17 protein-coding genes are annotated in these 19,403 nt (G+C 52.7%); 11 read left to right on the top strand and 6 right to left on the bottom strand.

Features of this window, described 5'->3' with window-relative positions; translation table 11 throughout:
* Positions 1-38 precede the first annotated feature (38 nt).
* The 3 genes from IPN95_20115 to IPN95_20105 form a co-directional block, all read right to left on the bottom strand.
* On the bottom strand, positions 39-2,507 hold the full coding sequence (locus IPN95_20115; protein ID MBK9451673.1) for a T9SS type A sorting domain-containing protein: 2,469 nt from the start codon (positions 2,505-2,507) through the stop codon (positions 39-41).
* Positions 2,508-2,651: 144 nt separating this feature from the next.
* A complete protein-coding gene (locus IPN95_20110) occupies positions 2,652-4,709 on the bottom strand; it encodes a hypothetical protein (GenBank protein MBK9451672.1) in 2,058 nt (685 codons plus the stop codon).
* 86 nt (positions 4,710-4,795) lie between these two features.
* On the bottom strand, positions 4,796-5,530 hold the full coding sequence (locus IPN95_20105; GenBank protein MBK9451671.1) for a hypothetical protein: 735 nt from the start codon (positions 5,528-5,530) through the stop codon (positions 4,796-4,798).
* Positions 5,531-5,819: 289 nt separating this feature from the next.
* Between IPN95_20105 and IPN95_20100 the strand changes: the two genes are divergently transcribed.
* From IPN95_20100 to IPN95_20075, 6 genes are all read left to right on the top strand, one after another.
* On the top strand, positions 5,820-6,488 hold the full coding sequence (locus IPN95_20100; protein MBK9451670.1) for a hypothetical protein: 669 nt from the start codon (positions 5,820-5,822) through the stop codon (positions 6,486-6,488).
* Positions 6,489-7,643 carry an AAA family ATPase gene (locus IPN95_20095; GenBank protein MBK9451669.1) on the top strand — a complete coding sequence of 385 codons (1,155 nt, stop codon included), beginning with the start codon at positions 6,489-6,491 and terminating at the stop codon, positions 7,641-7,643.
* Positions 7,640-8,353, top strand: coding sequence for a hypothetical protein (locus IPN95_20090; protein ID MBK9451668.1), 714 nt, complete (start codon positions 7,640-7,642; stop codon positions 8,351-8,353). The genes IPN95_20095 and IPN95_20090 overlap by 4 nt, the downstream gene beginning before the upstream one ends.
* Positions 8,350-10,815, top strand: coding sequence for a hypothetical protein (locus IPN95_20085; protein ID MBK9451667.1), 2,466 nt, complete (start codon positions 8,350-8,352; stop codon positions 10,813-10,815). The genes IPN95_20090 and IPN95_20085 overlap by 4 nt, the downstream gene beginning before the upstream one ends.
* Positions 10,812-12,968 carry a hypothetical protein gene (locus IPN95_20080; protein ID MBK9451666.1) on the top strand — a complete coding sequence of 719 codons (2,157 nt, stop codon included), beginning with the start codon at positions 10,812-10,814 and terminating at the stop codon, positions 12,966-12,968. The genes IPN95_20085 and IPN95_20080 overlap by 4 nt, the downstream gene beginning before the upstream one ends.
* A gap of 323 nt (positions 12,969-13,291) precedes the next feature.
* A complete protein-coding gene (locus tag IPN95_20075; protein MBK9451665.1) occupies positions 13,292-13,543 on the top strand; it encodes a hypothetical protein in 252 nt (83 codons plus the stop codon).
* Positions 13,544-13,586: 43 nt separating this feature from the next.
* Here the strand turns inward: IPN95_20075 and IPN95_20070 are convergent, their stop codons facing one another.
* Positions 13,587-14,273: a glycosyltransferase gene (locus tag IPN95_20070; GenBank protein MBK9451664.1), complete on the bottom strand. Its 687-nt coding sequence runs from the start codon at positions 14,271-14,273 to the stop codon at positions 13,587-13,589.
* A complete protein-coding gene (locus IPN95_20065) occupies positions 14,263-14,931 on the bottom strand; it encodes a glycosyltransferase (GenBank protein ID MBK9451663.1) in 669 nt (222 codons plus the stop codon). Before IPN95_20065 ends, IPN95_20070 begins: the two co-directional genes overlap by 11 nt.
* 127 nt (positions 14,932-15,058) lie before the next feature.
* Here IPN95_20065 and IPN95_20060 point away from each other — a divergent pair, with 127 nt between their 5' ends.
* A complete protein-coding gene (locus IPN95_20060) occupies positions 15,059-15,634 on the top strand; it encodes a PhnA domain-containing protein (GenBank protein MBK9451662.1) in 576 nt (191 codons plus the stop codon).
* 8 nt (positions 15,635-15,642) lie between these two features.
* On the opposite strand, the gene asnB is transcribed toward IPN95_20060, so the two are convergent.
* Positions 15,643-17,523 (bottom strand): asparagine synthase (glutamine-hydrolyzing), encoded by a 1,881-nt coding sequence (asnB, locus tag IPN95_20055; protein ID MBK9451661.1) that lies wholly within the window; start codon positions 17,521-17,523, stop codon positions 15,643-15,645.
* Positions 17,524-17,697: 174 nt separating this feature from the next.
* Here asnB and IPN95_20050 point away from each other — a divergent pair, with 174 nt between their 5' ends.
* Genes IPN95_20050 through IPN95_20035 form a run of 4 tightly spaced genes read left to right on the top strand, consistent with a single transcriptional unit; the run spans position 17,698 to position 19,401 of the window.
* Positions 17,698-17,877 carry a hypothetical protein gene (locus tag IPN95_20050; protein MBK9451660.1) on the top strand — a complete coding sequence of 60 codons (180 nt, stop codon included), beginning with the start codon at positions 17,698-17,700 and terminating at the stop codon, positions 17,875-17,877.
* On the top strand, positions 17,859-18,068 hold the full coding sequence (locus tag IPN95_20045) for a helix-turn-helix transcriptional regulator (protein MBK9451659.1): 210 nt from the start codon (positions 17,859-17,861) through the stop codon (positions 18,066-18,068). Before IPN95_20050 ends, IPN95_20045 begins: the two co-directional genes overlap by 19 nt.
* Positions 18,068-18,400, top strand: coding sequence for a HipA N-terminal domain-containing protein (locus IPN95_20040; protein ID MBK9451658.1), 333 nt, complete (start codon positions 18,068-18,070; stop codon positions 18,398-18,400). The genes IPN95_20045 and IPN95_20040 overlap by 1 nt, the downstream gene beginning before the upstream one ends.
* Positions 18,397-19,401 (top strand): HipA domain-containing protein, encoded by a 1,005-nt coding sequence (locus IPN95_20035; protein ID MBK9451657.1) that lies wholly within the window; start codon positions 18,397-18,399, stop codon positions 19,399-19,401. Before IPN95_20040 ends, IPN95_20035 begins: the two co-directional genes overlap by 4 nt.
* The last annotated feature ends 2 nt before the right edge of the window (positions 19,402-19,403 follow it).

Here is a 19,403-nt window from a genome sequence, read left to right as displayed (position 1 = left end):
ACTGATAAGAGGTCATCAGGAACCCAACCCTTGGTGTGCTAGGTGGGTGATTGATTTCGTTGGGTGACCTCGATGATGTACATCCCGCGGGGCCAATTGCCGGTTTCAATTCGAAGAGAAGATGAATTCATTGTTTGGGACAACATTTCATTTCCCAACATGTCCCAAATGCGAAGTGCCACGGGTCCTTGGGCCGTTCCTTCAAGTCGGATCTCAAACCAATTCCCGGCGGGATTTGGCGAAATTTCAAGCGTTTGCAATTGCAAATCAGAGATTCCGACAACCGTCGTGGTGATTTCGGAGGTATCACTTCCGCAAGCGTTCGAGCTGATCAATTGGATCGTGTAGCTGCCATCCGTCGCGTACGTATGCGTGGGGGAGGCCTGCGAACTCGAATCCCCATCTCCAAAATACCATGTTTGGGCAGATGCGCCAACGGAGGAATTGGTGAAGGAAAAGGTCAGATTGGACTGCGAATAGGTGAAATTGGCGCTGGGGATACCCAAAACTTCCAAATCCCCGCCATTGTCATTGCCGATGATCGACGGAGAGCTGCTGACGATGCGAATGCGGTAACCCAGGGCAGGAGGGGTATTCGCAGGAATCCAGCAAGCAATGGTTCCCGCACTCACACCATTCAGTTGGCCGATCGTGGTTGCGATACCGAAATTGCCATTGCTGTCTGACAATTCGACGGAAAAGACATTGCCAGCGCAAAAATCCGTGACCGTTGAATAGGGAACGGAAATGCTGTCTCCGGGGCAAAATACCTGCGGAGAGGCCAGGTTGACCTGCGCTGAATAGTTGCTTGTATTGGTGATCGATCCCAAAACTCCTTGGCTCAAATTGTAATAGGAACCACTGTAGCCCATTCGCAGTTCTTCGGCACGGACCATGTAGCGGTAATCGCCAGCCTGTTTGCAGGAATCTGTGAAAGTTGTCGCATTCGCAGCCACTTGACCGATGCGCCAATAGCGTCCATCCGTTGTGTCTTGCCTGAAAATGGCGTATCCCAAAATCGGATCGGGAGAAGCCGTCCAGGTCAGTTCATGCGAATTCCCTCCATTTACAAGTTGGATGGAAAGATTGCTCGGCGGCGCACAAACATGCATCCGCAGGCTAGGGTCACCCATCAGGGCAATATGAATGTTTCTTGCTCCGTATCCCGTCAGATAAGTACTGAAGTTGTTTTGGGTCACCCGCGCCGAATTGCCAATGGGTTCGCCAAGTCCCATGTGTTGAAAATGCCAATTGGGGCGACCGGCCCAGGCACAGCTCAAAATATGCCCCTTGCTCGCCAAAGCTGCACGCATGAAGTTGTCGTCGCTGTCCCAATCGCCATGATACGATCCGAATATCATCGAAAAAACGCCACGCAAGCTGTCCCCTGCAAAATCCGTTGTTGATCCGACCCCGCCTGCGCCTTGATACCATCCTCCGCCGCATCCATAGGCCCAGAGGTGGTCGCGCGCAGATAAATCCGTGCGAAAATCCCCTGCATACGTATGATTGGAACCGATCAAGGGCGCCATATTCCGCCATCCACTCGTCGCAAAAGCCTCGCCGCCAAAGAATCCGAAGTTGTCGTCCACCACTCCCGAATCGGCAACAGTGAAGGCTTTCATGCGCCAAGCATGGTCTTTTTCCAAGTATCGCCGCAAAAGCGCCTCTTCACCTTCAACAAAAGCAGGCATGTTGGCAAAATCCACCCGACCCACTTCCAGTTCCACATCCCCAGGGATGATCGAATTGTCAAACTTCCCGTCACCCAATGTATTGCGGTTTTGTGGTCTTGCGGCATTGATGTTGTTGACCGTATTGTCGGTCCAAGCACCGTTCATTTCGCCATAGTATACGTCGGCAGGCCAAGCACCTTGGTGGTCTGGATGCCCATCAGGATTTAAATTTCCGGAATAGGGAACGGGCACATGGCCGAATAAAAACACCGAACGCACATTCGCGGGATCTGCAAGCCATTCGTTTTGAATCCTTGCTTTAACATTGGGGACTGAATCGTTGCGATCCACCGCGATGCGAATCACCTGCCAGCCGTCCCCCCACAAATCTTCCTCCAATCTTGCCAATTCGGATGCCAGTCCTGTGGCAAAAGTGGTGTCCACGACCAACAGAAGCTTCCCGAAATAATCCTGTGAAGGCTTTTCGATGCCGGCATAGCAATAGCCTTGCCCATTGTAACCCGATGCGGATTTCAGAATCCTGTATTCCCAGCTTTCGCCAAGGAGAGCGGTATTGTCTGTAAACGTCGTGTCTGTGCCTGCAACAGTTCCCAAGGAAGTCGTCCAACCCACTGCCGTTTTTGCTTTGCGGAATATGCTGTACGTGGTCGCATTGGGGTCTTGCGGCCAATGTAACGTGATGCTCGGCGGTCCATTTTGCACCGTAGCATGTACTTGCACGGTGAGGTTTGCTGGGGTTTGGGCATCAATTCCCAGACATATCCCCAAAAACAGCACAAAGGAAAAAAGGCGGACAAGCATCGTGGACATCTTCAATTGATTGAAAAGGAAAGGTAGCGAATTCTTGAGGAAGTTGGCAAAATCGCTGCAGAAACCGCATTTGCCGAGTCCCAAAACAGGGTCGGCCCCGAGGAGGTTCCCCCGGGGCCGACCCTGCGATATCCAGAACTTCAATTATTTCTGTGCTGACCGAACCATTTTCACACTCGGCTCTGATTTCTGAAGTGTCGCGGGAATTGCGGAGGGTGCTTCGTCGGCGAGACTACGGGTAGCTTCATTTTCCGTGAGCGGCACAGCCACTGTTTTTGCTTGCGGACCTGGCGCAGGCGCAAAGCGCTCGTCTGAATACCTTGAAATGGTTCCGTCAGGGAGCGTTTCGTCGGCACGGTTGGCCACAATTGTATAGCTGAAGGGGGTATTCGATGTACCGCCGTTGAGTTCAGTGACATCGAAGCTGCTTCCAGTCTTGTTTTCGACGAATACACCTTGGCAATTGCCTTCGAGCTGCACAAAAACGCGAAGTGGGTGCTGTGCATTCACGACGATGTTGCGTGCAAAGATCGGATCGATTGCGATATGGGCGCGTCCGTTGACGAGTTGGCCTTGGCCGTAGTCTTGGAAAAGGTTTTCGGGTGCTTCAGGGCAGCTGAGTGCCACGCGGTTGCCTTGGAGGTCGGGAACAATCGTGTTCACGGTTCCAGGGCCGATGATTTTCCTAAGGACGCCGCCATTGTCACGTACGCCGACATAGGCCCAAGTCTGCGGCACTGCCGCGGCATCGACCTCAAAATAGCCACCTGCGGAGGCAGCTGCGCCGTTGGTGCCCGAACTTGAGCTACCGTTGGTATTGACGGTCGTCGTCGCAAAGCCCATGACACCATATTGGGCACCCGTCGCGGCAATGCCGCAGCCGGAGGCAGGCGTGAAGATCGATCCCGTCAAGTTGTTGCCGATGGCTACCACGCCAATCCCGCTTGCAGGCGTTTTTGCGATGGCAAATTCGCCGATTCCTGCGCCATTGACAGCTGTGCCTGTTCCAGTACCGAGGTAGGTTCCACCTGCGTTGTTTCCGACAACCAAAAGACCTGTTCCCGAGAGATTGGTATTCACGGCATCCATGCCAAACCCTGTGGCTGAAGCTGATTGGCCATAGACACCATAAGTGGCGCCGGAGGCTCCACTGCAGTCCCCACGGACGCCCATTACAAACCCGGTACCGGTGGGTGCAGCATTTGCGCTACCACGCACGCCAAAACCGTTTTGTCCGGTTCCGATTGCAGTCGCACTGTTGAATCCTCGAACGCCTGCAGCGCTGCCGAGGGCAGCTGTCTGCCCTTGTACTCCGTGTGCCGGCGCAGCGCTGACATCCAAATTGACACCAAACACACCCATCGCGGCAGGCGATTGTGTTTGTCCATAGACGCCGTGTGCAGCACCGGCAGTTCCAGAATTGACACCCAGCACACCCATCGTGAAGGCCGTCCCGGCGGCGCCGGTCGCCTCCCCGCGTACGCCCGTTGCGACACCGGCTGTAAGTCCCGTACCCAAAGGTGCGGTGCCATTGGTTCCCCAAACACCCTCGCTTGTGGTTGATGCGGTGGTTGCGGTTCCATAAAGGTTGCCCCAAACAGCGGTTCCCGCGCTTGACGCGCCACCATCCACTTCGCCGTAGATGCCGGTACCGTTGCCCGATGCATATCCATTGATCGCAAATGTGCCAATGGTGTTGCTGATCGAAGGCGTAGTCCCGTTGGTTGTATTGTTGGAGTATACGGAAAATGCATCTCCAGCAAATATCCCCGTGTTATTGACAATGACTTGACCAGGCGTAGCGCCTGCTCCGATCACACGCATGCGTTCGTTGCCAGCCGCACTACCCGCAGTTTTGGTGACAAAGTCTTGTGCATCACGTGTTCCAATGAAGTTTGTTGCAGGGACTGTTCCCAGATTCCCAAGCGTGTACCAAGCATCGGCATTGCCCGCACCTGCTGTCGCACCGCGGTACATGACACCGTTGGCATCTACAATGACCACTGCCATCGGTCCAGTGCCAGCCGCCAATGTGGTGGTCGTACTCAATCCATTGACCCGGATCGTCGCTGCATTGGGGAGTGTAGCATCGGAAACGTGCAATTTTTGCGTTGGAGCGGCATTGCCGATTCCGACATTTTGGGCTTCAAGGCTACCAAAGAGACATAAGGCAAGGGCTGTCGCAGACAGAATTTTCTTCATAACAGAGATATTATTACCAAGCCTTAAAATTGGATAAAAATGTGAATTGCTACAAGTGCGGCAATCGGCAATTTCAAACAACAGCCTCAGTGGGAAAGGCGCATCAGCAGGAACCGGCCTATCAGGCCTATGGTGGGCAGCAGTACGGTGAAAATCGAAAACCATCTGCCACCAGCAGATTTGTTGTGCAGGTATTCTTCCCAGAAAAAGGGCATTTCCAAACAAAGAATCATGAAAAAGAAGATTCCAGCTGTAAATCCCCAGTTGATGGGGGAGATGATCACATACATCATGTGCTGATTCTCCCAAAGATAGACCTTCCAAATCGCAGCGTACATCATTGCGATGAACACAAACAGCATCACGTCGCCAATCCAAACCCTGATTCCACCCGGGCGAGGAAGTTTTTCCCGTACGGTGTCCAGCAGCATCGAGCGAACGCCAAATTCCTTCATTGTAGCGTAAAGAATGATCGGCAAAAGGAAATAATCGGAAATGACCAAGGCCCCCATGATGTCAAATGCGAGGGTGGCAAATGCCCCGCTGATGAGCAAACGCGGAATGAAGGAGAGTCCAAACAATAGCGGAACCTTCCGATGAATGGAGTTTTCAAAAGAAAACAGCAACCTTGACTTGAACCAAATACCCGCAAACTCTAGAAAAAGCGCCACCATGAGACCAACTCCCAAGTAAAAATTGAGATTGCTGAGGTCAGGTATCAGTTGGAACCAGTATGGATCAATCCCGAAAATCAGACCCGCCAACAAGATGTTGAACACCAAAACGCGGTAGCGATATGAAAAACTGCCAATTGTGCTCATAAGGGCCAGTGGGTTACTTCAGACGGCCAATGCCGAAAATTAGCAAAAAAGAACATTGCAAAGTGAAAAGCCTTCGAAAGTAAACATTCCTTGCATTTGAACCTGCGCCCAGTTGCAGATTCCATCAGAAGGAGGAGGACGCACCAATTTCAAGCTTCAGCGGTCAATATCTAGCTTTGAACGGCCTTTTGCGCAGGCTGACACTTTGGTAACTTGCACCCGAAAACAATCCATCGTTTGCATTGCACCTTACTTCCAGCAGAAACCAAAAAGCAATAGTTTTATCATTATGAAAGAAGGCCCCATGGATCCGGCAAATCCGAACCCTACCTCGCTTGCGGGGTTTGTGACTGCGCTTTTGCAGGAGGGCAATGTTCTTCTTGCCCCGGAATTGACGGATTTTGAGGAAGCCGATCGCTTGCAAGTGGAAACATTGATGGAAAGCTACCACCGTTGGGATGCTTTTCATCTGCCACGCAAAGCGCCTGATTATCAACCAAAAGCCGCCGTTTGGGCCGCGGAATATTTGTATCGTGCCTTGCAGTTTCTTTTGTTGCGCAATCTTGGCGCTGAATTGATCCCGCTGCATTTGAAAGCCTTCCCAGGCGAAATCACGCCGGAGTCGGTTTATTCGGCGGATCTTTTGCTGCGCAATCTGCCACATGTCTATGACCTTGCCCGCAGTCTTTCCCCGTCGGATCCGCTTGTCGTCCAGATGCAGGAAATTGCGTCACAATGGCCTTTTTCGGCGGTCGGCATTCCGGTCGAATCGATGTCCCCGCTACCGGATCATGCCGGGTTGCAATTGGCGTATGCAGATCGGGTCATCGCGGCACGCGACAGGAAATTGTCCCGCATTCCGCAACTCAATGCCCTGATCCAAGCCGCCGTCGGCAGTCACGGAAAGTTGTTTTGGCCAGATTTTGAACCCCTTACATTCGAAGAATCCAAAGTATAAATGGAAAATTCATCCAATACGGAAATGCCCCTGATCGACAAGCTCAATGCGGTTCTGAGGCATCTGAAAAGCACATTTGTCGGCAAAGACGACATCATCGACCTCATGGGCATTTGCCTCGTGGGACGCGAAAACCTGTTCCTGCTCGGACCTCCCGGCACAGCCAAAAGCGCCATGGTGCACGCTTTGGGGCAACTGATCGAAGGACATACCTTCGAATACCTGCTCACCCGCTTCACCGAGCCCAACGAGCTCTTCGGCCCCTTTGACATCCGCCGCTTGCGCGAAGGCGATCTCGTCACGAACACCGAAGGCATGTTGCCCGAAGCCAACCTCGTGTTCCTCGACGAATTGCTCAACGCCAACAGCGCCATTCTCAATAGCTTGCTCATGGTGCTCAACGAGCGCGTGTTCCGGCGCGGCCGCGAAACCCGCGCACTCCCCGCGCTCATGATCGTGGGCGCGAGCAATCACCTCCCCGAAGACGAAAGCCTCCAAGCCCTCTTCGACCGTTTCCTCATCCGCGCCGAATGCGCCAATGTCGATCCGGCAGATCTCGAAAAGGTGCTGAATGCGGGTTGGAACCTCGAAAAGCGCATGCGCGACAACCTGCCGACCATCGCGGCAGACGACATCCGGCAATTGCAGCTGATGATTTCCGGCGTCGAATTGCAGCAGGTGCGCCCTGCCTACATTGGCCTCATCCAAAAACTGCGCAACGCCGGTCTGGCAGTTTCTGACCGCCGCGCGGTCAAATTGCAGCGCCTTTTGGCAGCAAGTGCCTTGCTCTGCAAGCGCAACCACGTCATCCCGAGTGATTTCTGGGTCCTGCGCTACATCTGGGACACTGAGGAGCAACGCGAAGTGATCTCGAGCATTGTCAACGCTGCCGTGGAAGCCGATACGGACAAGCAAAATCAGCATCCGCGCGCGAGTCAAAGTGCAAGCCCCGACGCAGACGAAATTCATCGCGAAGTGCTCAAAATGACCGCGGCTTGGGAAAATCCTGAGACCCCGATCGCCGAGCGTTCCTTGATCAAGGATCGCCTTCGTTATCTGAATGGACGATCTGAATGGATCGTCAACGATACGCAACGCATTTATGTCCAGGGTCCAATGAATGCTCTCTGGGAAAAAATCCTGCGGTCCTCATGAAAGAGCAAGTTGTCGTAATCGCTGCAGCCGATCAGGAATTCCTGGGTCATGTGCGTTGCATTGCCGGCTTGCGTGTCGCAGTCCGGGCAGATCAAATTTGGATTCGCGGTATCCTTGACGATGGCAATGTGGACCTGCGGATTCGGCAATTGCCAGCGATTCATCGATATATCCTGAGCGACAATGATCAATTGTTCCCTCAAAATGGACATACGCCCATTGCCTACCTCCCGCGAATGGATTGGACGTCGATGCTTCAATTTTTGCCCCTGGAATTGCCCACAGCGGCCTTTTCTGGACAATCATCGGAGCGAATCGGAATTCGGTTGGTACCGTCAAGCCAAGTTCAAAACCCCGTTTTGTTGCGCTGCAACCTGATAGATCTTCAATCTTGGGTCGATTCCGCACCAGAAATCCGAATCAAATGCCTGAAAATGGTGGCCGACCGCGATCAAAACGTGCTGGTGATGGGCCATCCGCTTCCAAACATTCCCGGAACCTCTTTTTGGTCCTGTGAAGGGCTGTTGTTGCCTGCAGGATTTGTCCTCGAATTCCCCGTTTTGGCACCGATTGTACTTTCGAAATGTAATCCTGAGGGTGATGCGTTGGTGATGATCCACACAGACGGCTCGTGGCAGCGAATTCCCTTGGCATTGTTTGTTGCTGCGAGTCGCAGTGGCATTCGACAGACCCCTTTAGAAACGACATGATCCCCGTAGACAAAAACATCCAATTGGGAATCCAATATTTCCAGGCTCCTGTAGCCTTTTTTTGGCGCTGGGGTAGCGATGGGAAGACCATTGATTGGCAAGATGGCCGCACACTTTGTTTCAAGCAAGAATTGGAGGGCTACCTTGATGCCTTGAAGGACCAAGGTTTGCCTTCGCTTTCATCTATTTTGCTCGTGATTGCGGCTGCAAAAGGAAATCTGAAGGATTCGCTCGTCACGAGGGAACGTTTGCTGAAATTTGCAGAAGCCTTTCAAGAGGCTTTGCCGGAGGAATTTCCCGAAATCTGCCATTTGCTCATGCGGATCAACGATTTGCCCCAAGCATTTCGCAGTCAAGAAAACCGTGGATGGTTGTTGCGTGCCATTTTGCCTGACAATGATCCCGCCCACGCGGCCGTTTCATTTTTGGATACCAAAGATGTGCTCCACGCCTTCAAACAAGGCAAAATTGACCCTTGGCTGAACCATGTTGCGATTTCGGAGACGGGCGAATATGTCAATGAAGCGTTGCGACCGTTGATCTGGGCATCCAGGGAGTTTCCGACCTATTTCGCCTTGGATACGTTTGTGCGGACTGGTTTGAAGGATATTCCAAAACCGGCAGACATAACGCTCCCGCCGCCGCCCGAGCCTGAAGGCGAACCGTCGCTGATTCAGGAATTGCTGGAAGACAACCGTACGTGCGGCATTGCGCATTTGGCGCAGCACCTCGTCGCGGCGCTCAACATTCCGATGCAAGCGCGCGGCAGCAACGACATGCCGATCGGTGGGGTCTCGGACATCACCAATAAAGGCAACTTGGATCGCCTCTTGCTCAGCGAATTGGCGCAGGATGACTCCACCCTCATGGCGCGCTTGGCCAACAACGAGGCGTTGTACCTGCGGCGCGAGGAGCCGCCCTTGAAGGTGGAGCGCGAACGCATCGTGCTGCTCGATGCCACGTTGCGGCTTTGGGGTTTGCCCCGCGTTTTTGCGATTTCGGCGGCACTTGCTTGCAAATTGACCTTGGAAGTTGGATTGCCTTTGCGGGCATTTTCCCTCGGGGGGACCAATTATTTTGCGACCGATTTAAGCGCCAAATCCGGGGTGTTGGATGCACTATCCAGGTTGGATGCCCATTTGGATTGCAGCGAATCCTTGGAAAATTGCCTCAACGAGGTCGGCCACGCCGGGAAGGAAGTCATTTTTATCACGGGCTTGGAAAATCTTGATTCGCCTGAATTCGCCGCAAAGGTCACCTCCCTGCAACCTCAATTGGATGTCTTGATCGGCTTGGGACGCGACGGACGAATGGAATTGTATGAAATCAAAGGCGGCCGTCGCAAACTGCATTCCTCGGCAATGTTTGACCTCGGAGACTTGCTTTTTCGCCTTCCGGCGCGCAAAAAGGCATCCGACCGTGAACCACAGCGCCCGGTGGACGACTTGATGCCGGCCTTTTTTGGTCAAGTTCCAGCGCCATTGCATTTTCCGGCCATCTCGATGCGCCTCCGGAGCACGAATACCCGAAAGCTGACGTCCACTCGCATCGCGGTGATCACCGATTCGCGACGGGTATTGCTTTGGCAAATGGGCGGAATGGGTGCTTTGCAGCTTCTGCCATTCTTGGAGGAGGCCGATTTGATCTGTATCGAGGAGGAAGTGCTGGCGCGCGCTGTGTTGATTTTGATGCAGGATTGGGCCAAGAAGGTCCTGAAAATTCACCGTTACGACCTGACGTCGCATGAACTCCAGACCTTGGATTTGACGCATCTTGAAACGGGCCACTACGTTTCGTTTGGTATGGATGATGGGAAACCCATTGTCCATTGCCAGTTTTTCAGTGGTCAACTGCGGGTGAAAAATTTCCGTTGTGATGTCCAATCCGGGCAAATTGAAGAATTGCCCCCCAATTTTTCCTTTGTCAAACGCTTGGACCCAATGGGGTCTTATAAATTTCACAAGGCGGATCTCAAAAACGTCATCAATTCGGGTTACAGCACGATTTGCAAGGCCAAGCGCCTCGGGATTACCGAGGATGGTCATTTGATTTTTGATGGTAATCGTCTCATCATCACTGAAACTTTTCACAGGGAATTGATTTGGCAGCAAAATCACACTGAAAAACGGCCGGTCCGGCTCGGTCATACCGAGCCGGAGGTGCAGGCTTTGCCATTGTACGCGGGTGGACCACCCGCCTTGCGACGTACCACTTGGGCAGATGGAACGATTGCCTACATGGATCCACGGGGCTTTTTGCACCTGCGGAGCAGCGACTCCAGTTTGCCGGAAGTGAGCATCGCCACGATTGTCGGTCAACCCACTGCAGCTTGGGCTTCCGTCGGTGATCGGGTCGGGAATCACTATTTCTTTTACCATCGCCGGGACCAACAAATCACCATCGAAGCTTTTGTGGCGAAGTATCTTGAACCCATTTTTCAACGCATCCTGAATCACCGATGAAAACACGCCTGATCTACAAGGATTTTTCCAGGCAGAAGGTCCAGGCCGCCTTCTTGCGTGGCTCAGATTTGCGCGAATGGCTGCTCACCATCCAGCCTTGGGGCATTCCTTTGGTGCAATTGGAAGCTTATCTTGTTCCCGAAAGCCTGAAATCTCGGAATCCTGCGGGATTGCTGGTGATTTTTGCGAATTATTCAGGCCCAGTCCCTGAAAATTTGCTGCAACCCTGCTATTTGTTGGGCAAAAAGTTGGTTTTGCCAGTGGGGGCCGCTTTGTTTCCGGATGTTACTCCCGCCGAACTCGATCGAAACCTGCTTTTTGAGCGACAGTTTTACCATCCTAGTCTCGGAATGGTGGGATTTGAAGCTTCTGATCGTATTGACTGGGTAGAATGCTTCGAATTGGGCGAAGAAAAGCAAGGAAATTGGGGGCATGCCCACCCGGGATTTGCGCCTGTGCCACCATTGCAAGATGCGCGGGTGCCGCAGCCGAGTTTGGAGGAGGCCATGGATCAACTGCGCGGCAGCAAGGAACGAAAGTCCTTGGACGATATTCCAGGTGCAGACAAGGACGACGACAGCATTGTGAATCGCTTCAAATCGGGCCTTTTCAAAGGTGCTTTGTCGATGACCAAGGGCCTCATGGAGCAATTCCCCGAGGGGCATGGCGAGGAAGGCGAAGGCTACAAGGCATTTGCGAAGTTTGCGAGTTGGCTTGGCGAAAGGACCAAAGGGCTCGACGGCAAGCGCATGGATGCCCTTGACCGCCTCATGGAAATGCTTGACAGAAACTTGGATGAGGCGCTGAAATATGCCATTCCCCTGGACAATCCTTTTGCGAATCGCGGCACCGGGGAGGCTGGGAGCGACCTTCAACAGCGGGACACCCGCTATGACTGGAACAAATTCAGCGGCGGCACGAGTTCCGGCACCTGGAATGTTGATTCCAGCCGCTACCAAACCTTGCGCGACCGCTACCGCAACGCTGCCAATGAAGCCGTAGCAGCGGGTGATTTTGCCAAAGCGGCCTATATTTTTGCCCACTTGCTCCACGATTTCCAGGCCGCCGCCAACGTTTTGCAACAAGGGAAAATGTACCGCGAAGCGGCATTGATTTACAAGGAGCATCTCAAAAACCCAAAAGCCGCCGCAGAATGCCTCGAAAAGGCCGGTCTTTACCTCGAGGCGATCGACATTTACCTCGAACTCAAGCAGTGGGAGAAGGCAGGTGACCTCTACCGCCTGCTGTCCAAGGAAAAGAAGGCACTGGAGCAATATGAGCGCTGCGTAGAGGCCGCCTTGGAGCAGCTTGATTATCTGGAGGCTGCACGGTTACTGCGTGCCAAGATGGATCGGCTCGACCGCACCTTGGTGACCCTGCTGTTGGGTTGGCACGATCTCAAACAAAGCGAAGCTTGTCTGCGCCTGTATTTGAAGGAAGTGAATGTCCCGGCGGTGGACATGGCCACGCAAATTCAAGGGCTTTACAATCAACATACCGCCTACGAACGGCGCGGAACCTTTCTGGCGATTTTGGCTGATTTGTTTCCCCAATTGCGCGGCGCGGAGGCCCGTGAAGTGGCGAAGGAAATCGCCTACGGTTTTTTGAGTGCGCAGGCCAATCAAGGCAATCTCTCACAGATGCACCTGTTGAACGTGTTTCTGAAGCCCGACAGCCTGGTCAGTACGGATATCGGCCGGTTTACGAGTGCCTTCAATGCCAGAAGTAGATCCAAGGACTTCAGCTTGCGGCTGAACAAGAATATTCGTTGGTATGGGGGAAAAGAGGCTGGTGATCAGAATCTCACCTTGGGTCACGAAGGCAAACACCTTTGGCTCGCCCGGTGGAATTGGAACGGCGATGTTGAATATTTCCACTGGCCGGAAGCCATTGGGGAGGGCGAAGAAGTCTTGCTCCTGCAAGAACCCAGCAACCGAACCAAGATGTTTCTGTACTCACCAGAAGGCTCAGGCTTGTCAGGCAAAGTGCTTGGAGTCCAATTCCAAGTTCGGGAAGGATATTTTGATCCGCACAGCCGCCAATTTGCCCAGCCTGCCCAAGTTGATGGCTGTGTTCCAGTGCGATGGCGACGAATTGGTGATTGTCTGCCGCGACGATGCAGACACGGTCAAGCTCGAGCGATACGGAATTGATGGAAGCTTAAGAAGCAGCAAGGACTGTGTCCTGCAGGAAAACGGTATTTTGTTTAGCTGGGACTTTGTCTGGGCTGGTGAAATGTGCGAGGTGTCAGATGGATTTATTTCGATTTGGCAGGATTTGTTGGTCATTTTTCGCAAGATGGCAAGGTTACGACGCAAACTTGGGAAGTCAGAAGGACGCGTTTTGGCCTTTGCCGAACCTTGTCTGTGTTGGCTTATTGGTACTACCGAAGGATGCTTTCTGCACTTTGCCAACCGGCAAGGCACTTGCAGAAAATGCCGCTTCTGTCCGAATTGTTTCGGGCAACGTAAAGAAGTTGAGGTTTGTAGCAAATGAGCGATTGGTGTACGTGAAGGAAGATTCGGTGGGCGTTTTTCAAGTGCGACAGGACCTGGATCATGGCTATATCATCGGCGAAATTCCGCTGAAAGGCAGCGTGAGCCAAATCGTCTGGGGAGAAAGCCTTGACCTTTTCGGTTTGGTCTTGTCTGATGGGCGCATTTTGCGTTATCAGATTGAAGACAATGGCGATCGCAAGATGGACAGGCGCATTTTCCAGGTCGAATAATCAGGTTGAACCTTTTTCCCGTTGCTGCTGCAAAATTTCCTTCCTATTTCGAATCGGAAACCTCCTCAAAAACAGCTGCAAGTTGCGCAGCGAGGTGCTTGAAATCGAATTGCGACACAAATTCTGCATCGGCGACATATTTGCTTGCCAAGATGTCCTTGTCCAAAATCAACTGACGCAGGCTTTCTGCAATACCTTCTGCATCATCCGGGCCATGAACGACGCCCAAACCTGACTTTTTCATGATGTCGAGCGCATCCGAGTCTTGCCCGATGGTGAGGACCGGCTTGCCGGCTTGGAGGTATTCGAAGACTTTTCCTGGAATGAGCAGCGGTTTGTAACCTGCTTTTGCGAGTTCCAGCGGCAAGAAGAGCGCATCGCAGGCATCCAACTTTGCGCGCGAAGCCGCACGCTCGCGGTAGCCTTCGATCGTCACGATGTCTTGAATGCCCATCGCATTCACCTGCCGCTGATTTTCCGGATCGATGTTTCCCCAGATTTCGACTTGGAGTTGCCCCGCCAATTCGGGATATTTTTCCTTGAACTTGGCCACACCACGGAAAAGGTAAAAACCACAGCGTGAGGTCGGAATGAAGAAGTCGGGCCGGTATTCCCAAAACCACGCCTTGACCATGCGGCTCAAGGATCGCCGATCGTCAATGCCGGGCCGGTGCCGGAACAATGTCCCGCCAAATCCCAGTTTCAGAATGGATTTGCTTTCAGAATCCATTGGTGATCACGGTGATTTTGTCGGCTGTGGTGACGCCGCGTCGCAAATATTGGTCCTTGAGCGCCGGGCAGGTCACGACGAGCTTATCCGCCTTGCCCCAAATGCGCTTTTCCATCCACCGGCTGAAAAACCAGTGCCATTTGGTCGGCCACACCCAGAAGTAGGCCTCCGTAAAAGGGTCCCGCAAATCGGCTACCCATTTGATCTTGCGGCGTTTTTTGAGGCGATGCCCGAGCAATGTGGCGACAAATGGCCCCGAACTCGTCCAGACGAGGTCGATCCCTTCCCGGTCGATAATGTCCAAGGCGGGCTGCAAACAATGCCGCGGCCAACGTGCAGACGGCTCCCACCACCTGAACCAAAACAACATCCAAACGAATCGCATGATATGCAGCTTTACCAGCTTGTCACGCAACTTGGCGTTGTAATCGATCGATATGCGGGTGATTTTGAGGTCTTTGGGCAATGCCTTTTCCATGGATTCATCCGAAGGATAGGCACCTTCCTTGATGTCACTGAGGGCCACGGTGAGAACATGGAGTTCATAACCCATCTCGGTCAAGTGCTGCGCAAAGCGCGTCGCACGGTACACACCCGGGCCCCCCAAGGGCGGGAAGTGGTGTGCTATGAACAAGACCTTTTTCCGCTGTTGTTCCATCCAAAATCAAAGGATTCCTGCGAATCCGCGCGACGAAGTTACCACCGCGACACGGAGCATTCCAAACTTGAAACGGGCATGTCTCGTTTCAATTGCCGATATTGCACCCGAATTTATTGGTTGAACGATGAGTATCGAGAAAACATTGGAAGAGCGCAGCGGATCCGCCTGCGAATTGTGTGGCGCAAAAGACCATTTGGATGCCTTCGTGGTCGCACCCAAATCCGGGGAAAGCGCTGACGACTGCATTTGGGCCTGTGCCACTTGTCGCACGCAGTTGTTGGAACCTGAAAAAATCGATGCCAACCATTGGCGTTGCCTCAATGACAGCATGTGGAGCACGGTTCCGGCTGTGCAGGTCGTCGCCTACCGCATGCTCGATTTCCTGCGTCCGCAGGGTTGGTCGGGAGACCTGATCGACATGCTTTACCTCGACGAGGCAACACTCGCTTGGGCCCAAGCAGAACTCGACGAAAAGGAAGAAGTGACCGTTCACAAAGATGCCTTCGGAGCCATTTTGCAAGCGGGCGACACCGTGATTCTCACGCAGAGTCTCGATGTCAAAGGTGCCAATTTCACTGCCAAACGCGGCACTGCGGTACGCAACATCACGCTCGTCCACGACAATGCCGAGCAAATCGAAGGCCGCGTCGAAGGCCAGAAAATCGTGATTCTTACGAAATACGTTCGGAAAAGCGCCTGATCTTGCGCTCAGACCCTCATCATCCATGCGCCGAGACTTGCCAAGCGGAAAAGCTGCTTGCTGTCTAGTTGCGCAAGTGATTTTGTTGGCCATGGATTGACCGCGCCACCCTCCAACGCGGCTTGAGCATAGCCCTCAAATCGGCTGCGGAATTCCATGATCCATTCCTCGTGCGGCGTCGTAAAACCTTTTTTGTCCTTACGATAGCGAATTTTTTCAGGCAGATCAGGCATAGCCTTGCGAAGAATGAACTTCTGCCAGCCCTCCCGGATTTTGTATTCGTCAGGAATCGTCATGGCAAACTCCACGATGCGGTAATCGAGAAACGGCAAACGTGCCTCAATTCCAAATGCCATCGAGTTGCGGTCTTCGTAACGCAACAAGCTAGGCATGATAAACGAACTCAAATCCAGTTTGAGCACATCTGAGAGGGATGCCGCTGCATTCCAAGCCGTGATTTGTGGTGGTCCGGGGAGTTTGCTGCCCAACTTGAGTTTCAGATATAATTTTACATCGTCGCGAACCGTCTTTTTGACCGTTTTGGCATCCCAGCCTTTGAGCAAACTGTACTCATCGACCAGTTGGTTGGAGGCATTGACTTTGCCTTGGAGCATCAAAGCGCGGGCATATTTGTAAAAATGGTGATGGTAGCCGCCAAACAGTTCGTCGCCGCCTTGACCATCCAGCAATACCGTCACATCGGTCTGCCCCACCGCTTTCATGACTGCCCATTGTGCATACATCGAGGTGCTGACAACGGGTTGATCCTGGTGGTACATGAAGCGCTCAAAGTCCTCAAAATCAAAATTTTCCAGGGGATTGGTGTACTTTGCATCAAGACCCAATTCACCCTCAATGAAGCGTACAAAGGCCGATTCGTCCCCATCCTTGCCCGGGAAAATTGCTGTAAATGTGTGGATGGGTTCGGTTTTTCCAAGCTTGAGGTGCAGTTTGTAGGCAGCATAAACAATGCTGCTGCTGTCGAGTCCGCCTGAAAGGGTGGTCCCCCAAGGGACATCGGTGCGCATCCGCAGTCGGATGGAGTCATCGAGCAAACTCCGGAGTTCCTGCGTTGCATCCTCCAAGCTGATCTTGCGAATGCCCGTGGTTGGAAAATCCCAGAATCGCTGCTTGGGTGCGGTCGGCAATTCTTGGACTCTAGCCTTTACAAAATGACTTGGAGCAAACCGTTGCACATCGCGCAAGACCGTTTGCATCGTCAAATCGATTTGCCCGTATTTCAAGAAAAAGTCCACGGTGGCGGCATCAAGTGCTTTGGGGCCATGAGGAAGGGTGCGAATCGCCTTGATTTCGGAGGCAAGCATCCATTCCTCGGCATTGCCCCATTGGTAGAGCTGTTTGATGCCAATGCGGTCATTGGCCACGAAAACGCGCTGCTGAATGGCATCCCAAATGATCATCGACCACATGCCATTGAAGCGTTGTACGCATTCGGGACCCCATTGCCGGTAGGCTGCGAGCACAACCTCGGTATCTGACTCCGTGGTAAACTTGTGGGCCCGGGTTTTTAACTCGTCGCGCAGCTCATACCAGTTGTAAACCTCGCCATTGAAAACAATGACGTTGCCTTTTTGGTCGCGCATCGGCTGATATCCACGACTCGACAAGTCAAAAATGCTCAGGCGCCGTTGGGCGAGCAAGAGGTCGGCACTGCCTTCGGGGTATGATTCGGCGTTTAAATCCGTGACGATATCGCTTGGGGTATCCTTGGTCTGATACGTCCATGACTTGCCTGTATGGCTGTCGATGAGACAGATGCCTTCGCCGTCTGGGCCGCGGTGATTGAGCGCCTGCAAAGCGCGTTGCGCATGCAAGATGTCTTCTTTCCGAAATCCACCAGCCTTGTAATATCCTAAAATGCCACACATAGGAAAGCGAAGTACGGATATGTCAAAGGATTGCGCAACAGGTGGAAGAAAACTTGCGCAAACTCGACGCATCCACCTTCAATACGTAAAGTGCATTATGATGCACGTTGAATTGTTTTTTGTCGATTTTAGCCTATCATAACCAGCAATAAGTGCTGTTTGATGCACCTTTGGATGGAAATTGCCTTCTCTTCACAATTAAATTCATCAAAAGGGGCTGTGTATTGCCTGTTTTCTTGCTTTTTGGGGCAAAATGGCGTAGATTTGTTCACAGAAGTGCTGAGTATGGCATTTTTGAACCGTAATAATGTGGTGGTGGCGAATCGGAATTTGAAATGGAAGCTCAGCATGTAATTTCGGAAATGAGAAAAAGGCGGGAAACCTTGGCCATGACCCAAGAGCAGCTTGCTGCATTGGCGGGCGTCGGGCTGCGCACTTTGAAGGCCTTGGAAACCGGAAGGAGCAATCCGACCTTGGGGACATTGACGCGGTTGGCAGATGTGTTGGGTTTGGAATTCGAATTGGTACTCAAGAAGGCTAAATAATGCGTTTGGGGCTTGTATACCGCAATGACGAACTTGTCGGGCGGCTGACCGAAGACGATCAGCGGCAGTATTGGTTTGTCTACGACCCGCTTTGGTTGCGGGATACTACCAAGCCGCCGCTGAGCCTGACCATGCCCAAGAAGGAAGAGCCTTATCAGAGCGCGATCCTGTTTCCATTTTTTTTCAACCTGCTGAGCGAGGGCGCCAACCGCAAATTGCAAAGTCATGCCCTCAAAATCGATGAAAATGACCATTTTGGCTATTTATTAGCCACCGCACAATACGATACGATCGGCGCCATTACTGTAACACCTGAAAACGACCTCCCATGAGTTTTCCTGATATCCGATTTTGCCCGGGGACATTGTCAGAAGGCCATGCCACCTACAGCCCGACCTGTCTCAAGCGCGTGTTTGGCGGCAAACTCGTGAGTCATATATTGCCATTTGACCTCAAGACACCCGACGAAAAGACCCAAGAACTGCTGCTCGAAAACCGAAAGCAGATGTCTATTTCGGGTTATCAGGAAAAACTCAGTTTGGTTCTGGAAAAGAACAAATTGCGGCTCACGGCACATGGCGAGCAAGGCGAATTCATTCTGAAACCGCCGCCCCGCGACTTGAAACGGGTAGGGGACTTCCCTGCCAATGAGCACCTTACCATGCAGATCGCGCGGCAAGTATATGGGATTGACACTGCTGAAAATTCCTTGATCTTTTCAGCGGATGGAACGCCTTGTTACATCACGAAGCGGTTTGACGTCAGGCAAGGTGGCGGAAAATGGGCGGTCGAGGACTTTGCTTCGCTCGCCGGTCGCACGCAGGAAAACGCAGGCGACAATTATAAGTACGACTTCAGCTACGAAGAAATGGCCGGGCTGATCCAACAATACCTCCCGGCTTGGCGTGTGGAGGTCGAAAGGTTTTTCAGGTTGGTGGTCTTCAACTACCTGTTTTCCAATGGAGATGCGCACCTCAAGAACTTCTCCGTGATCGAAACCCGTGACGGGGACTTTGTCCTCAGTCCGGCGTATGACTTGGTCGACTCGCGTTTGCACCTGACAGATAGCGATTTCGCCCTGTCGAAAGGCCTTTTTGCGGATACGGTCCGTGTGAAGTATTCGACACCACCCGATCCCGCGACGGGCAAGGATTTCAGGGAGTTTGGAAAACGTATCGGGGTCATGGCCACGCGTTTGGACAAACTCTTGCAGCCGTTCATCGATCCGCAGCCCAAGGTGGTGGACATGGTCGGCCGTTCCTTTTTGTCGGATTCGTCACGCAGCAGCTACCTCAAGCATTACCGCACCCGCAGAAACAACCTCGAGCGTTGATT

Source organism: Bacteroidota bacterium (assembly GCA_016718825.1).
In the GTDB taxonomy this organism is placed as follows: Bacteria; Bacteroidota; Bacteroidia; order J057; family JADKCL01; genus JADKCL01.
This window is presented reverse-complemented; position numbering and strand designations above follow the sequence as displayed.

Coding starts and splice junctions, on each gene's coding strand:
- IPN95_20115 (MBK9451673.1), bottom strand. CDS start 2,507: ATGTCCACGATGCTTGTCCGCCTTTTTTCCTTTGTGCTGTTTTTGGGG.
- IPN95_20110 (MBK9451672.1), bottom strand. CDS start 4,709: ATGAAGAAAATTCTGTCTGCGACAGCCCTTGCCTTATGTCTCTTTGGT.
- IPN95_20105 (MBK9451671.1), bottom strand. CDS start 5,530: ATGAGCACAATTGGCAGTTTTTCATATCGCTACCGCGTTTTGGTGTTC.
- IPN95_20100 (MBK9451670.1), top strand. CDS start 5,820: ATGAAAGAAGGCCCCATGGATCCGGCAAATCCGAACCCTACCTCGCTT.
- IPN95_20095 (MBK9451669.1), top strand. CDS start 6,489: ATGGAAAATTCATCCAATACGGAAATGCCCCTGATCGACAAGCTCAAT.
- IPN95_20090 (MBK9451668.1), top strand. CDS start 7,640: ATGAAAGAGCAAGTTGTCGTAATCGCTGCAGCCGATCAGGAATTCCTG.
- IPN95_20085 (MBK9451667.1), top strand. CDS start 8,350: ATGATCCCCGTAGACAAAAACATCCAATTGGGAATCCAATATTTCCAG.
- IPN95_20080 (MBK9451666.1), top strand. CDS start 10,812: ATGAAAACACGCCTGATCTACAAGGATTTTTCCAGGCAGAAGGTCCAG.
- IPN95_20070 (MBK9451664.1), bottom strand. CDS start 14,273: ATGGATTCTGAAAGCAAATCCATTCTGAAACTGGGATTTGGCGGGACA.
- IPN95_20065 (MBK9451663.1), bottom strand. CDS start 14,931: ATGGAACAACAGCGGAAAAAGGTCTTGTTCATAGCACACCACTTCCCG.
- IPN95_20060 (MBK9451662.1), top strand. CDS start 15,059: ATGAGTATCGAGAAAACATTGGAAGAGCGCAGCGGATCCGCCTGCGAA.
- asnB (MBK9451661.1), bottom strand. CDS start 17,523: ATGTGTGGCATTTTAGGATATTACAAGGCTGGTGGATTTCGGAAAGAA.
- IPN95_20050 (MBK9451660.1), top strand. CDS start 17,698: ATGGAAATTGCCTTCTCTTCACAATTAAATTCATCAAAAGGGGCTGTG.
- IPN95_20045 (MBK9451659.1), top strand. CDS start 17,859: ATGGAAGCTCAGCATGTAATTTCGGAAATGAGAAAAAGGCGGGAAACC.
- IPN95_20040 (MBK9451658.1), top strand. CDS start 18,068: ATGCGTTTGGGGCTTGTATACCGCAATGACGAACTTGTCGGGCGGCTG.
- IPN95_20035 (MBK9451657.1), top strand. CDS start 18,397: ATGAGTTTTCCTGATATCCGATTTTGCCCGGGGACATTGTCAGAAGGC.